17 protein-coding genes are annotated in these 15,065 nt (G+C 55.8%); 13 read left to right on the top strand and 4 right to left on the bottom strand.

Going from position 1 to position 15,065, the window contains the following annotated elements; genetic code table 11:
• Both sucC and mdh read right to left on the bottom strand, forming a co-directional pair.
• Entirely contained in the window at positions 1-1,194 is a 1,194-nt protein-coding gene (gene sucC, locus AC2TCY_RS16125; RefSeq protein WP_480848867.1) for an ADP-forming succinate--CoA ligase subunit beta, read from the bottom strand.
• Positions 1,195-1,515: 321 nt separating this feature from the next.
• The gene (mdh, locus tag AC2TCY_RS16130) at positions 1,516-2,478 is read right to left on the bottom strand and encodes a malate dehydrogenase (protein WP_480848869.1); all 963 of its coding nucleotides are present in this window, start codon (positions 2,476-2,478) and stop codon (positions 1,516-1,518) included.
• A 160-nt stretch (positions 2,479-2,638) separates the two neighbouring features.
• Between mdh and AC2TCY_RS16135 the strand changes: the two genes are divergently transcribed.
• Positions 2,639-3,394: a sulfite exporter TauE/SafE family protein gene (locus tag AC2TCY_RS16135; RefSeq protein ID WP_480848871.1), complete on the top strand. Its 756-nt coding sequence runs from the start codon at positions 2,639-2,641 to the stop codon at positions 3,392-3,394.
• 3 nt (positions 3,395-3,397) lie between these two features.
• On the opposite strand, the gene AC2TCY_RS16140 is transcribed toward AC2TCY_RS16135, so the two are convergent.
• Complete coding sequence (locus AC2TCY_RS16140; protein WP_480848872.1) at positions 3,398-3,703, bottom strand: hypothetical protein; 306 nt, start codon at positions 3,701-3,703, stop codon at positions 3,398-3,400.
• Positions 3,704-3,877: 174 nt separating this feature from the next.
• Here AC2TCY_RS16140 and AC2TCY_RS16145 point away from each other — a divergent pair, with 174 nt between their 5' ends.
• The 12 genes from AC2TCY_RS16145 (at position 3,878) to AC2TCY_RS16200 (ending at position 14,300) form a co-directional block, all read left to right on the top strand.
• Entirely contained in the window at positions 3,878-4,735 is an 858-nt protein-coding gene (locus AC2TCY_RS16145; protein ID WP_480848874.1) for an HpcH/HpaI aldolase/citrate lyase family protein, read from the top strand.
• Positions 4,736-4,742: 7 nt separating this feature from the next.
• Positions 4,743-5,297 (top strand): NnrU family protein, encoded by a 555-nt coding sequence (locus AC2TCY_RS16150; RefSeq protein WP_480848876.1) that lies wholly within the window; start codon positions 4,743-4,745, stop codon positions 5,295-5,297.
• A gap of 11 nt (positions 5,298-5,308) precedes the next feature.
• Complete coding sequence (locus AC2TCY_RS16155; protein WP_480848878.1) at positions 5,309-5,515, top strand: DUF1737 domain-containing protein; 207 nt, start codon at positions 5,309-5,311, stop codon at positions 5,513-5,515.
• Entirely contained in the window at positions 5,515-6,543 is a 1,029-nt protein-coding gene (locus AC2TCY_RS16160) for a MaoC family dehydratase (RefSeq protein WP_480848879.1), read from the top strand. Before AC2TCY_RS16155 ends, AC2TCY_RS16160 begins: the two co-directional genes overlap by 1 nt.
• Positions 6,544-6,614: 71 nt before the next feature.
• Complete coding sequence (locus AC2TCY_RS16165) at positions 6,615-7,277, top strand: DUF1194 domain-containing protein (RefSeq protein ID WP_480848880.1); 663 nt, start codon at positions 6,615-6,617, stop codon at positions 7,275-7,277.
• Positions 7,278-7,492: 215 nt separating this feature from the next.
• The gene (gene sdhC / locus AC2TCY_RS16170) at positions 7,493-7,879 is read left to right on the top strand and encodes a succinate dehydrogenase, cytochrome b556 subunit (protein ID WP_480848882.1); all 387 of its coding nucleotides are present in this window, start codon (positions 7,493-7,495) and stop codon (positions 7,877-7,879) included.
• A 13-nt stretch (positions 7,880-7,892) separates the two neighbouring features.
• The gene (gene sdhD, locus AC2TCY_RS16175) at positions 7,893-8,264 is read left to right on the top strand and encodes a succinate dehydrogenase, hydrophobic membrane anchor protein (RefSeq protein ID WP_480848884.1); all 372 of its coding nucleotides are present in this window, start codon (positions 7,893-7,895) and stop codon (positions 8,262-8,264) included.
• An 18-nt stretch (positions 8,265-8,282) separates the two neighbouring features.
• Positions 8,283-10,088 carry a succinate dehydrogenase flavoprotein subunit gene (gene sdhA, locus AC2TCY_RS16180; RefSeq protein ID WP_480848886.1) on the top strand — a complete coding sequence of 602 codons (1,806 nt, stop codon included), beginning with the start codon at positions 8,283-8,285 and terminating at the stop codon, positions 10,086-10,088.
• A gap of 42 nt (positions 10,089-10,130) precedes the next feature.
• On the top strand, positions 10,131-12,023 hold the full coding sequence (locus AC2TCY_RS16185; protein WP_480848887.1) for a sulfotransferase: 1,893 nt from the start codon (positions 10,131-10,133) through the stop codon (positions 12,021-12,023).
• Positions 12,024-12,051: 28 nt separating this feature from the next.
• Positions 12,052-12,831: a succinate dehydrogenase iron-sulfur subunit gene (locus tag AC2TCY_RS16190; protein ID WP_170657542.1), complete on the top strand. Its 780-nt coding sequence runs from the start codon at positions 12,052-12,054 to the stop codon at positions 12,829-12,831.
• A gap of 139 nt (positions 12,832-12,970) precedes the next feature.
• Positions 12,971-13,111: a hypothetical protein gene (locus AC2TCY_RS16195; RefSeq protein WP_480848889.1), complete on the top strand. Its 141-nt coding sequence runs from the start codon at positions 12,971-12,973 to the stop codon at positions 13,109-13,111.
• Positions 13,112-13,436: 325 nt separating this feature from the next.
• On the top strand, positions 13,437-14,300 hold the full coding sequence (locus AC2TCY_RS16200) for an urea carboxylase-associated family protein (RefSeq protein ID WP_480848891.1): 864 nt from the start codon (positions 13,437-13,439) through the stop codon (positions 14,298-14,300).
• A gap of 49 nt (positions 14,301-14,349) precedes the next feature.
• Here the strand turns inward: AC2TCY_RS16200 and deoD are convergent, their stop codons facing one another.
• Positions 14,350-15,060, bottom strand: coding sequence for a purine-nucleoside phosphorylase (gene deoD / locus AC2TCY_RS16205; protein WP_480848893.1), 711 nt, complete (start codon positions 15,058-15,060; stop codon positions 14,350-14,352).
• Positions 15,061-15,065: the final 5 nt, after the last annotated feature.

The raw sequence follows: 15,065 nt of genomic DNA on the forward strand, positions 1-15,065 counted from the left end.
TCAACCCTTAACCGCCTTCACGATCTTCTCGGCTCCGTCTTTCAGGTTATCCGCTGCGATCACGTCCAGGCCCGAGGTGTTGATGATCTCTTTGCCTTTCTCAACATTCGTGCCTTCCAGACGCACGACCAGCGGAACCTTCAGACCGACCTCTTTCACCGCGGCGACAACACCCTCGGCGATGACGTCACAGCGCATGATGCCGCCGAAGATGTTGACCAGAATGCCTTTGACCTGCGGGTCCGAGGTGATGATCTTGAACGCCTCAGTCACTTTCTCTTTGGTCGCACCGCCGCCTACGTCGAGGAAGTTGGCGGGCTCGGCCCCATACAGCTTGATGATGTCCATCGTCGCCATCGCCAGACCGGCACCGTTCACCATACAGCCGATCTCACCATCCAGCGCGATGTAGTTCAGGTCGTATTTGGAGGCTTCCAGTTCCTTGGGGTCTTCCTCGGTCGTGTCGCGCAGTTCGGCGATGTCGGGGTGGCGGTAGACCGCGTTGCCGTCAAAGCCGACCTTGGCGTCCAGCACCTTGAGGTCGCCGCTATCGGATACGATCAGCGGGTTGATTTCCAGCATCTCCATATCCTTCTCGACGAAGGCGGCGTACAGCTGGCTCATCAGTTTGACGCACTGCTTGACCTGCGCGCCTTCCAGACCCAGCGAAAACGCGATGCGGCGTCCGTGGTAGGGTTGGTAGCCTGTGGCAGGATCGACCGAGAAGGACAGGATCTTTTCGGGCGTTGCGGCCGCAACTTCTTCGATGTCCATGCCGCCTTCTGTCGAGCAGACGAACGAGATGCGGCTGGTCTGGCGATCCACCAGCAGCGCCAGGTACAGTTCGCGTTCGATGCCGGATCCGGCTTCGATGTAGATGCGGTTGACTTGCTTGCCTGCCGGACCGGTTTGGTGCGTGACCAGCGTGCGGCCCAGCATCTTCTTGGCTTCTTCGGCGGCTTCCTCAACCGACTTGGTCAGACGAACACCGCCCTTTTCACCGGCATCCGCCTCTTTGAACGAGCCTTTGCCGCGCCCACCCGCATGAATCTGCGCCTTTACGACCCAAAGGGGGCCATCCAGCTCACCGGCTGCGGTTTTGGCTTCCTCGGCGCGCAGAACCGCGCGACCGTCGGAAACCGGAGCGCCATAGCTGCGAAGAAGGGCTTTGGCCTGATATTCGTGAATGTTCATCGAAATTGTCCCGTCTGACTACGATTTAACCGTTATAGGCGTGTCTAAGGGGCAAGTTTAAAGGGTTTTTTTGCGGGAAAGCAGTTTTTCACGAAGATTTATATATTTTGTGATCACAGTATTTTGGGGTGTGATCACAAACTGAAAATCTCTGCGGCGATTGATTCGATGTATCCCCGATGATCTCATAAAACATATTCACAAAGGGTGTTTGTGGCGTTTGCGCCAACATGTGTGAACAACGTAAGGGTCGTGATTGTGATCCGGCAAAAGAAAACCGGCCCGCAAGCGAGCCGGTTTGATCTTTTGAAAATGGATGCCTCAGGCCAGCGAGTTGTCGATGCCTTTGCACGCCTCAATCAGGCCCTTCACGGCATTGACTGAATTGTCGAAACCTGCCTGCTCTTCTTCGTTGAGCTTGATGTTGACAACGCGTTCGATGCCGCCGGCACCGATCACGGTGGGCACACCGACATACATGCCTTCGACACCCAATTCGCCATTACAGTAAGCGGCACAGGGCAGAACGCGCTTCTGGTCTTTCAGATAGGCTTCGGCCATTTCGATCGCCGAGGTAGCAGGCGCATAGAAGGCAGAACCTGTCTTCAGGAGGCCAACAATCTCGGCACCGCCGTCGCGGGTACGCTGGACGATGGCGTCGAGTTTTTCTTGCGTGGTCCACCCCATTTCAACCAAATCCGGCAGCGGGATGCCTGCGACGGTCGAGTACCGTACCGACGGCACCATGGTGTCGCCGTGACCACCCAGAACGAATGCGGTGACGTCGCGCATGGAGACGTTGAACTCTTCCGACAGGAAATGTGCGAAACGCCCCGAATCCAGAACGCCTGCCATCCCACAGACCTTGTTGTGCGGCAGGCCCGAGAATTCGCGCAGGGCCCAGACCATCGCATCCAGCGGGTTTGTGATGCAGATGACAAATGCATCGGGGGCGTTGGCGGCAATGCCCTCGCCGACCGACTTCATGACCTTCAGGTTGATACCCAGCAGATCGTCGCGGCTCATGCCCGGTTTGCGCGGCACACCGGCGGTCACGATGCAGACGTCTGCGCCTGCGATGTCTGCGTAAGACTGGGTGCCTTTCAGGTTTGCGTCGAAGCCTTCGGACGGACCGGACTCGGCGATATCAAGCGCCTTGCCTTCCGGAGTGCCTTCGGCGATGTCGAACAGCACGACGTCACCAAGTTCTTTCATTGCTGCGAGGTGGGCGAGCGTGCCGCCGATCTGACCTGCGCCGATCAGCGCGATCTTGGGTCTGGCCATTTGGATTTTCTCCGGTCGGTTTTTAAATCGCGATTTTGCTAGTCTCTAAAACGACATTGCGCAAGTGTTCTGCGGCGCGGCATGCGACCGCATACCGTTTGCGCATCACCTGCTGATTGCGCTAAAGGGCCTTCATAGCAAGCTGTTCCGGGGCAACCGCATGTTCGAATTGAACCTGATGTTTTTTGTTGTGGCGATCCCGGCGGTGATCTTTGCAGGTATCTCGAAGGGCGGCTTCGGGTCAGGAGTGGCCTTTGCGTCTTCGTCGATTCTGGCGCTTATATTGGAGCCGGGGCAGGCTTTGGCGCTCATGCTGCCAATCCTGATGGTCATCGATGTTGCGACGCTACGCCCATATTGGAGGCGCTGGAATTGGCCGGATTCACGCTTGTTGATGCTAGGTGCGGTGCCGGGCGTAGCGCTGGGCGCGTTGCTGTTTCGCGGCACCAACGATGACCTGCTTCGCTTGTTGATCGGAGCGATCTCCGTCGGATTTGTGGCCTGGCATATTTCGCAGACCCGTGGCTGGGTGCGTGGGTTTGCTAATCGCCTGCCGCCATCTGCCGGATTGTTTGCCGGTCTTGTTGCAGGGTTCACCAGCTTTGTCAGCCATGCCGGCGGGCCGCCTGCAGCGGTATATCTTTTGTCGCAACGCCTGTCGAAAACCGAATTTCAGGCCAGCACAGTTTTGGTGTTCTGGGTCATCAACGCCGCGAAATTTGTACCTTATGCCTATTTGGGCATGTTCACATGGCACACAGCCTGGGTCGATCTTTTGCTGGCGCCTTTTGCTGTGCTTGGCGCGTGGCTGGGCGTTCGGGCGCATTGGATGATGTCCGAACGCCTGTTCTTTGGCATCGCTTATGTTCTGCTGACCATTACCGGCAGTAAGCTGATCTGGGATGCGGTTACTTGACCCTCAGGCATTAGGTGGCAGTGCCTCAGCCAGCGTCTCAAATGATTGTCCCGAGGTTACAAGGCAAGTCAGCCCATCTGGCAGGGTTATCGTAATAGTCCAACTGCCTGTACTGGCCGAGGCGAACACTTCCATCACAGCGCCCTGACGGGCTATCCCGATACCCCGGCGTGTTTCACCATACGTCTCCGCCAGTTGCTGAATCACGTCCGCGCGTGGCGCACATTGGCGGGTCTGGGCGTGCAGTTGTTGTGTTGCCAATACCACGATGCCCAATCCCATGGTCATCTTGATCAAAGTCGCATTCATATCGGTCCCCTTTTCACCTGCATCCTTCAGCGTGACGGGACAGTGGAGAAATCCGGTTAAGGCAACGCACGTTGCTTCGGTTGGAGGGAATGCTGCATCGCGGCAAATTTTCACTTGAACTTTCCGGCAAAAAATGCCCCATTTCGCGCAACTTTATTTCAAAGGGAAAAGTCAATGGATCCCCGACAGCGCCCCTATCGCTCGGTTCTTTATATTCCCGGCTCGAAAGAGCGGGCTTTGGATAAGGCGCGTACACTGCCAGTGGATGCGATAATCTTCGATCTGGAAGATGCGGTTGCCGCCGACGAAAAGGACAACGCCCGTGAAACGCTCAAGGATGCGTTGGCAGTCGGAGGCTTTGGCGAGCGGGTCAAGATCGTTCGAATCAACGGGCTGGACACGGAATGGGGACGGGCGGATGCCGAAGCCGTGCGTGAGATGGCCGCTGATGTGGCCCTGCTGCCCAAGGTGAACTCGGCCGCTGACGTGGATGCGCTGGCCGCGATCACCGGGGACATTCCGATTTGGGCCATGATGGAAACCCCGCGCGGAATGCTGAACGCAGCCGAAATCGCAGCGCACCCGCTAATGGCGGGCTTTGTGATGGGCACCAACGATTTGGCCAAAGAGTTGCAAACCCGGTTCCGCCCTGACCGCTTGCCGCTGATGACCTCGCTGGGCCTGTGCCTGCTGGCTGCAAAGGCCGAGGGCCTTATTATCGTTGATGGCGTCTACAACGCCTTTAAGGATGGAGAAGGTCTGGCCGCTGAATGCGCGCAGGGGCGTGACATGGGCTTTGACGGCAAGACCCTGATCCATCCGGCTCAGGTGGACATCACCAATGCGGCTTACGCCCCGTCAGAAGTGGAAATCGATCTGGCCCGCCGCCAGATCGCCGCTTTTGAGGAAGTAAAGGCACAAGGGCAGGGCGTTGCTGTCGTCGATGGCAAGATCGTTGAAAACCTGCACGTTGTAACTGCCCGTGAAACTCTGGCAAAAGCAGAGGCAATATTAGCTTTGCAAGCGGGGTAAGCCAGCAATGGGCTTTGTTCTTCTGATTCTTGGTGTGCTGCTATGGTGGGCTGCACATCTGTTCAAACGTGTCATGCCCGAACGGCGTGCGGCGATGGGCAATGGTGGCAAAGGTGCGGTTGCGCTGGCGTTGGTTGCGGCAATCCTGCTTATGATATTCGGGTATCGCATGACCGATACCGTTTTTGTCTGGGCTCCTCCGTCCTTCATGGTTCACATCAACAACCTGCTGGTGCTGATCGCGATTTACATGATGAGCCCGGCCGGGACCAAAGGGCGCCTGCTGAACAAAGTGCGTCATCCGATGCTGGGCGGTTTCAAGCTGTGGGCCTTTGCACATTTGTTGGTCAACGGCGATTTGGCTTCGATCATCCTGTTTGGTGGCCTGTTGGCCTGGGCCGTAGTCGAAGTTATTGTCATAAACCGGTCCGAACCCGGCTGGACTCCGGGTGAGCCTGGCACCTATGGCAAGGATGCGATGTTCTTTGTCGCCTCGATCGTGCTGCTGGGGATCATCGGCTATATCCACGGGCTGGTCGGCCCGTCACCTTTCCCTTCGTAAGGAACTGACTCATGGCAAAACTCTATCGCCTGCTGACCGAGGAAGACACTTCGGCCTTCTGTCACAAAGTATCCGATGCATTGGCAAAAGGGTGGGTGCTGCACGGCTCCCCCTCTTACGCATTTGATCCAGCCAACAATGTGATGCGCTGTGCGCAGGCGGTGACCAAGGATGTCGAAGCCGACTATTCCCCCGAAATGAAACTGGGACAGCAATAATGGCAAAAACCAATCCGGGCCGCTTTTTCGAAGATTATTCTGTCGGGCAAGTTCTGCAGCATGCAGCACCCCGCACTGTCACAACGGGTGAACGCGCGTTGTATCACGCGCTCTACCCGGCGCGACATGCACTTTATTCTTCAGATGAGTTCGCCCGGAACTGCGGTCTGCCACAAAGCCCGATTGATGATCTGGCGGCTTTCCACGTGGTCTTTGGAAAGACCGTGCCGGACATTTCGCTGAATGCTGTCGCCAATTTGGGCTATGCAGAGGGCCGCTGGCTGAAACCAGTCTATCCCGGCGACACGCTACGGTCGGAATCCGAAGTAATCGGGCTAAAGCAGAACTCGAATGGCAAAACGGGTGTCGTTTGGGTTCGCACCCGTGGATTGAACCAGCGCGACGAAGTGGTGATTGAATATGTGCGATGGGTCATGGTGCGTAAATCGAACCCAGAATCTCCGGCCCCGCAAACCGTCGTGCCCGAGCTGAAGAAAGCGCTGAGTGCGCAGGATCTGGTGGTCCCGCAGGGGCTCGATTATGCGAATTATGACTTTGCACAAGCAGGCGAGGCGCATCGTTGGGGCGACTACGAAATTGGTGAAACGATCGACCATGTTGACGGTGTCACAATAGAGGAGGCCGAGCACATGCTGGCCACCCGGCTGTGGCAGAACACCGCCAAAGTGCATTTCGACCTGACTTTCCGGCCCGAAGGTCGTCTGATTTACGGGGGGCACGTAATCTCCATGGCGCGAACGTTGTCCTTCAACGGGTTGGCGAATGCGCAGATGATTGTTGGCCTGAACGGGGGCGCGCATGCCAATCCCTGTTTCGCCGGCGACACGATCAAGGTCTGGTCTGAAGTTCTGGATAAGGCGGAAACAGGAGTTTCGGGGGTCGGAGCCCTCCGCCTGAGAATGGTTGCGACAAAGAACGGTGATCCGTTTACGTTGCGCAATGAAGACGGGAAATATCTTCCCGGAGTACTGTTGGATTTGGATTATTGGGCTTTAATGCCCGTCTGACCCAGTTAGCTGCCAACCAGAGTTTACATTCATTTGAATGCAGTTTGCAGCAATCGTGTTAGGCTGCGGGCATGAAAATGCTTCGCTGTTTCATGACATGCTTGTGTCTGGCGCCGCCCGCTGCGGCCTGTGATCTTGCATTGGCTTTGGCTGTCGATGTGTCCGGCTCGGTGGATTCAACGGAATTCCGAATTCAGATGGACGGTCTGGCCGCTGGATTGCGTGATCCGGTCGTATCCGAAGCACTCGTCCGGGGGCAGGCAAACCTGATGCTGGTGCAATGGACTGGCAGCTCACGTCAACGCGTGACGATCCCCTGGACCCGAATAAACAGCTTCGATGTGCTGGACCGGTTTGCCGATCAGGTCTCTGCCGATCCGCGTGTCTGGCGCAACTTCTCCACAGCCATCGGCGAGGCGTTAGAGACGACAGTCAACAGTTTCGATGCAGTGTCCAGGTGCAAACGGCATCTTATCGACCTGTCGGGGGACGGAATTTCGAACGAAGGGGTCGAGCCATCCGAGTTGCACGGCCTGTTGCGTGATCGCGGCGTTACCGTGAATGCCATTGCCATCGAAGAGAGCGAACCAGACCTGACTGCATATTTTTTCGAGAACGTGATCGTCGGCGAAGGTGCCTTTGTTGTCTCGGCCGCCGGCTTTTCCGATTACCCGGAAAGAATTCGAAAAAAGCTTTTGCGAGAAGTGACACAGCAAACTGCCAACCTGGAATGACCCGTTTGCAGATTCGTGATCACAATGCTTTGGCATTGAAAACGCTAACATAGGAGGGGTTGAATGGATTTTGTGATCACGACATTATTTTGTGTGATCACAATATTGCATTATCCGCCGATTTGCGCCGAATTTAATGATTTTTGCACCTGCAGCACGTGACAGAGTCGCAAAAAGCGGTAAAACGTTCGGTAGCCAACCGAAAAGGAGCCGCCATGGCCGATGTAAATCGGGGCAACCGCCCGCTTTCTCCGCATCTGTCGATCTATCGTCCTCAGCTGACGTCGGTCACATCCATTCTGACGCGGATCACTGGAAACGCCATGATCGTGACGGCGTTGCTGATCGTCTGGTGGTTTTTGGCCGCCGCGACCTCGCCCGAGGCGTTCGCGCGAGCCAACTGGTGGCTAACCTCGGTTCTGGGCGATCTGGTGATGGCGCTGTCGCTGTGGGGTCTTTGGTACCACACATTGGCGGGTGTACGACATCTGATCTGGGACAATGCCGCCGGATTGGACCTCCCCACAGCCTACAAACTGGGTTGGGCCGTCGTGATCGGTTCGGTGGTCCTGACTCTGATTACTCTGTTGATCGTCGGATAAAAGGAAGCCTGACATGCGTTATCTGACCGACCGCAAACGCGCGATTGGCCTTGGTTCAGCCAAGTCCGGCACCGCCCATTTCTGGAGCATGAAAGTCAGCTCGGTTGCGCTGCTGATCCTCGTTCCATTGTTCATCTTCACTTTCGGTCCGGTTCTGGGCCAACCCTATGATGTCGTGTTGGACTACTACTCACGCCCGTTCCCTGCCATCGTCGCGGCGCTGACGTTGATCGTTGGCTTCAAACACTTTGCCAATGGCGCACAGGTGATGCTGGAAGACTATGTCCACGGCACAATGGAAAAGGTGCTGATCATCCTGACCACCTGTTTGTCTTACGGCGCTGCTGCTGCTGGCGTCTTCGCCATTGCGCGCATTGCCCTTTAATCCCCGGAGCTGAAAGAAATGGCTGCATACGAATACGAAACGCATGAATATGACGTGGTCGTTGTCGGCGCCGGTGGGGCCGGCTTGCGGGCGACGCTGGGTATGGCTGAACAGGGTCTGCGCACGGCTTGTGTAACCAAAGTGTTCCCGACCCGCTCTCATACAGTGGCGGCGCAAGGCGGCATCGCTGCTTCGCTGTCAAATATGGGTCCTGACCACTGGCAATGGCACATGTACGACACTGTCAAAGGGTCTGACTGGCTGGGTGACACCGACGCGATGGAATACCTGGCGCGTGAAGCTCCCAAGGCGGTCTATGAATTAGAACATTACGGCGTGCCCTTTAGCCGGACAGAGGAAGGCAAGATTTACCAACGCCCCTTTGGCGGCCACACCACCGAGTTTGGCGAAGGCCCCGCAGTGCAGCGGACTTGTGCAGCAGCGGACCGGACCGGTCACGCGATCTTGCATACGCTTTATGGCCAATCGCTGAAGAACAACGCCGAGTTCTATATCGAGTATTTCGCTATCGACCTGATCATGTCCGACGACGGGCAGTGTCAGGGCGTTGTCTGCTGGAAACTGGACGACGGTACTATGCATGTCTTCAACGCCAAAATGGTGGTGTTGGCGACAGGCGGTTATGGCCGTGCCTATTTCAGTGCAACTTCGGCCCATACCTGTACCGGTGACGGTGGCGGCATGGTGGCCCGCGCGGGTCTGGCGCTGCAGGACATGGAGTTCGTTCAATTCCACCCGACCGGCATCTATGGTTCGGGCTGCCTGATCACCGAAGGCGCCCGCGGCGAAGGTGGTTACCTGACCAATGCAGAAGGCGAGCGTTTCATGGAGCGCTATGCTCCGCAGTACAAAGACCTTGCGCCACGCGACTATGTTTCACGCTCAATGACGATGGAAATTCGCGAGGGTCGCGGTCATGGTGATGAAGGTGATCATATTCACCTGAACCTGAGCCACTTGCCTGCGGAAGCCTTGGCAGAGCGTTTGCCCGGGATTTCGGAATCGGCTCGGGTCTTTGCCGGTGTTGACGTGACCAAGGAGCCGATCCCGGTTCTGCCGACGGTGCATTACAACATGGGTGGCATTCCAACGAACTACTGGGGTGAGGTTCTGAATCCGACCGCAGACAACCCGACGGGTGTTGTTCCTGGGCTGATGGCTGTTGGTGAGGCTGGATGTGCTTCGGTCCACGGCGCGAATCGTCTGGGCTCGAATTCGCTGATTGACCTCGTGGTCTTTGGCCGCGCTGCGGCGATCCGGGCCGGCAAGGTTGTGGATGCCGACGCGCCGAACCCGGTTCTGAACCAGGCTTCGGTCGACAAGGCTTTTGACCGTTTCGATGCTGTGCGCAATGCCAGCGGATCCATCCCGACCGCCGACCTGCGGCTAGAAATGCAGAAAACAATGCAATCTGATGCGGCCGTATTCCGCACCGCTAAAACCATGGCTGAAGGCGTCGAAAAAATGACCGCGATTGCGGCCAAGATGGACGATCTGAAAGTCACAGATCGCTCGCTGGTCTGGAACAGCGACCTGATGGAAACGCTGGAACTGACAAACCTGATGCCGAGTGCTCTGGCCACAATCGTCGGCGCCGAAGCGCGTAAGGAATCCCGTGGCGCCCATGCGCATGAAGATTTTGCCGAGCGTGACGATGAGAACTGGCGTGTTCACACCGTGTCTCGTGTCGAGGGCAATACGGTGGAACTCAGCTATCGTCCGGTTGTCGTCGATCCGCTTACAACCGAGGATGAAGGCGGCATCAGCCTGAAAAGGATCGCGCCGAAGGCGCGGACATTCTGATCGATTGGGCATGCAGCGATGAAACCGTCCTCTGAGGCTCGATTGGCGCGTTTTTCGGGTAAGGTCTTTGGTATAGGCCTGCCTAAAACTGCCACGACCTCGCTGGAGGAAGCATTTGAGTACTTTGGGTACACCAAGCTTGGCTTTTCGAGACCCGGGCTGGCAGCCTTTCTTCAAAACGGTTTCTGTGATCGTTTGCGCGGCATTGTTGAACAGAACGAAGCTTTTGCCGATTGGCCTTGGTGCCTGTGTTACAAGGACTTGTTTCGGGAATATGGGTCGAACGCTAAGTTCATTCTAACGCGTAGAAGGAACCCTGAAACCTGGTTGAAGTCGGTTTTGGCCTCTTCACTCCAAGCCAATATGGCGAGTGTCCGTCGGCAGGTTTACGGTTTTGAAATGCCGCATGGGCACGAGGCCTTTTTGTTGGCCCATTATGATCGACACATCCAGCGGGTGCGCAACTTCTTTGAGGAACAAGGAGCAGCCGATCAGCTGCTGGAAATTGACATTGGGGAAGAAGGCAGTTGGAACGCGCTGTGTGATTTTCTCGGGGTCAAGCCTGATTCCAGAGGATTTGCCCAAAAAAACGCCACGCAGGAAAGAGAGTTCAAGCACCGAACGCTGTATGCAAACCTAGAAGCTCTGAACAATGCCCAGATTGGTCTGGATCGGTCGATGATGACATTCCCCGAAGCCAGCCAAGCAATCGCCGTTCCAGAATGGCGTGACCCTCGCACGTTCCATAGTCTAAAAGAATACGCTCACACGGGGCTGAGCTTATGTGACCTTCAGCACGCTCGGAGTAAGCAGCTAAAGTCAAGAATATCTGGATCAAAGAAGAAGATTGCGAACGCATTGTCGTTTGGGACCGGCTCAGTAGCAGTCTCAAAGGAGAAAAAAAACCAGATTCGAGGACGCGCCGCTGACCTTGTGTCGAAGCACATAAAGCGGTGTTTATCCGAAATTGAAGATAAAAAACTGTTTGGTCTTTCCGCACTTTCCGAGCTACCCGGGAAAACGGGTTATCAGGAGCTTGGCGGCGATGTCGCAGGGGTGTTAACGCAGGCCGTCACAAAATACGTAGAGAATAAGGGGGTTCTCCCTAACCTCCTGCTCCCGCAAACATTTAGTGAGTTTAATATTCTTGCGAAAGTGTTCTCCCGGTTTCCGCAGGGTCGCCTGGAAGACAAGATCGAGGCTGTTGGATTGGTGCCGCAAACCGTTAGGCATCTATTGGAAGATCACCACCGACCATTTATTGCCGATACGCCGGAAGTTCCGGACAACAAGCTGGTGCCACCGGGGGCGTATCTGTGGAAGGCGAATTTTGGATATGCGCTTTATGACATGATTGAGTTTCCGGTCAGTTCCGAAAAACTCGCCGATATGAAGGCGCAGGCGGAGGTTTGGTTCGGGTCGCCCAGCAACGTGGCAACAGGCCAATGGTGGACGGGCCATGTAAAGCGCAGAGTTTATTTAGAATCTCGATTGGGTGAACCCGGAGAGGATCCGAAAGACTGGAAGTTCTTCGTTTTTGGTGGGCGTGTTGGGCTGCTTCAGGTTGACTTCGGACGCCACAGTGACCACCACCAATCGGCCTACGACCGGGATTTCAACCGACTGGACGTGGATATCTTTGCCAGGCGCGGAGATGACGTTGAAAAACCCGAGAGGTATGAAGACATGGTTTCGGTCGCCGAAGCAATTGGCGCGGCCTTCGATTTCATGCGTGTCGATTTGTACTACGAAGATGGAAAGATCTATCTTGGAGAGCTTTCTCCTGTTCCCAATGCGGGATTCAAACCTTTCCGATCACAAACACTGGATTTCAATCTGGGATCCATGTGGCCGAAGGACAGTGTGCTGCGGCAGGATCTGGATTGGTACTACTATAATTGCAACACTGGTTCGCAACATGGATTGCCGGGCTGAAGGCGACCGACTGTGAAAGGCAACGCTAATGGTTCAACTAACTCTTCCAAAGAACTCTCGCATCACAACGGGCAAAACCTGGCCCAAGCCCGAAGGCGCGACCAATGTGCGAAAGTTCCAGATTTACCGCTGGAATCCCGATGACGGGCAGAACCCGCGCGTCGATACCTATTTCGTCGACATGGACACCTGCGGCCCGATGGTTCTGGATGCGCTGATCAAGATCAAGAACGAGATTGATCCGACCCTGACCTTCCGCCGCTCATGCCGCGAAGGTATCTGCGGATCCTGCGCGATGAATATCGACGGGATCAATACGCTGGCCTGTATCTACGGGATGGATGAGATCAAGGGTGACGTGAAAATCTATCCGTTGCCGCATATGCCGGTGGTCAAGGACCTGATCCCGGATTTGACGCATTTCTATGCTCAGCACGCCAGCATCATGCCGTGGCTGGAAACCAAGACGAACCGTCCCGCAAAAGAATGGAAGCAATCCATCGAAGACCGTAAAAAACTGGACGGTCTTTATGAATGCGTGATGTGCGCCAGCTGTTCCACGTCCTGCCCCAGTTACTGGTGGAACGGTGACCGGTATCTTGGCCCGGCGGCTTTGTTGCATGCTTACCGCTGGATCATCGACAGCCGCGACGAAGCAACTGGTGAACGTCTGGACGATCTGGAAGACCCTTTCAAATTGTATCGCTGCCATACAATTATGAACTGTGCCAAGACCTGCCCAAAGGGCCTGAACCCAGCCAAGGCGATTGCCGAAATCAAAAAGATGATGGTCGAGCGGGCAGTATAGCGGCCCGTTGGAAATCAGGCGCTTGCCGGTCTGCGGCAAGCGCAACCCCAGTCTGCAAAATTGTGCGGTGCGCAGACCGTGTAGCAAGCCTATGATCCGGATTGGGGAGGAGTGATTGGACCTGGATAGGATCACTCCGATGGACACGAAAAACACAAAAAAACAGGCGGATGAGGCACTTGAACTGCTCGAGCAGGCTTGGGCGTATTACACGCCGGAATCTCTGCCAAAGGAAAACTCGCACGAGCCGGAATTGTTCGAATACGCCAACGCAGCTTGAGAGCTGTTTTTGCGTACCTGCCACGGATCACACAGCCACAGCACTTGAAAAACCCGTGTGAATCGGCAAAGCAGAGGGATGCCCGTCCTTCTGCTTTTACTTGCTGCCGGAGTGTTCGCCTATTTCGTCTGGCGTTCTCGGACGTCTTCGTTGTCACGTGAGTGCCGGTGGAGACAGCACAAGGCCCAAGGAGTCTGGCAGTGCAGCTTTTGTGGTGCGATCTCGCCTTCCGATGCGCAGCCGACGCAATGTCTTAAAGGCCAGTCTTAACGGTTGCGCATGACAGGGGTTTCCCGCGGCTTCAAACTGCGCCACTTTGCGGGTTATGTCCGAATCCGAGATTAAAACCCGCCCGCCCTTGGACGCAGAAGCCCGTCGCGCCGCGGCACCCGTCATCTGTTACCCAAATGATGAATTGCCCAAGCCGGATCTGACTTGGATGCGCGCCATTCGAAATGGTGCGACGAAAACAGATGAAGTTTTGATCCCACCACGCGAGGCTCGCTGCTTCGAGGTACCTGCAGGACATTTTTTTCGGATTACGTCGGTAGAAGGTCCGCAGGTCGGAGATTTGAACCTGTGGAATGTGAATGATCTGTCCGAGCGGTTTTACTCTGGCAAGACACGCGCTTTGCACGGCACTCACCTGACGACGGGCGAGCGGATGTGGTCCAGTTTCCCGTCATTGCGCCCGATGGCCACAATCATTGCAGATACGTTGGGCTGGTACGGTATCGACGAATTCGGTGGCTCGGTTCACGATGTGATTGGCACGCGATGTGATCCTTACACGGGAAATCTGTTGTCCGGGTCCCATTATCACCATTGCTGTCATTCCAACCTGACACGTGCTTTGGCTGATCATCAGAGTGTTCCGTTATCCGAGGCTGAGCTTGCTGTACACGACGTATTGAACGTGTTCATGTGTACAGGGTTTACGCGAGAGACCGGGCAGTACTTCATGAAGGCGTCACCCGTTCGACCTGGAGACTATCTGGAATTCTTTGCTGAGATTGATCTGCTCGGAAACCTCAGCGCCTGTCCGGGCGGCGATTGCTCGTCTGAACACTCCTCGGATACGGCGGCATGCCATCCGCTGTTGGTCGAGGTTTTTTCCCCCGCGAAGGGCGCGTTGGACGGATGGCAAAGCCCGGCTCGAAACGGATATGACGGCTCTCATGGGAGATGAGCTGTATCTGATCTGCAAGCGCGGAGACCCGGGCTTGCAGACATGTCATTCAGTTGGTTGGAAACGCGGCCTGAAGTGCAATTTCTACCATATCGCCAAAGCTGCTCTCGCGATCGGACGAGGGTAGGGCCTCTCCGGTCAGCAGATGGTCGGAAACCGTCAACACGGCCAAAGCCCGGCATTTGTGACGCGCGGCCAGAATGTAAAGCTCTGCCGCTTCCATCTCGACGCCCAGGATGCCATGGCGCACCATTTGTTCGTTCAGGTCAGGGCGTTCGTCGTAGAACACGTCCGAAGAGTAAATGCCGCCGACATGGGTCGGAGTGCCTTTGGCCGCCGCTGCCCGAGCTGCCGCCTGAAGCAAATCCCAATCGGCACAAGGGGCAAAGTTGAGCTCTTTCATGATGCCACGGGATGGCGTGCTGAGCGTGCTTGACGTCATGGCCAGAATGACATCGCGCACAGCGATGCTATCTTGCATCCCGCCACACGACCCGATGCGGATCAGAGTTTTGGCGCCGTAATCCCGGATCAGTTCATTTACATAAATCGAAAGAGAGGGCATGCCCATGCCGCTACCCTGAATAGTGACCGGATTCCCTTTCCAAGTGCCGGTGAAACCCAGCATGCCACGAACATTATTTATCTGTTTTACGTCGCTCAGAAATGTTTCCGCGGCCCATTTCGCGCGATAGGGATCACCGGGCAATAGAACGGTTTCTGCTATTTCGCCTTTTTCGGCGCCAATGTGAATTGTCATTTTGA

The organism is Ruegeria sp. HKCCD7181 (assembly GCF_057221055.1).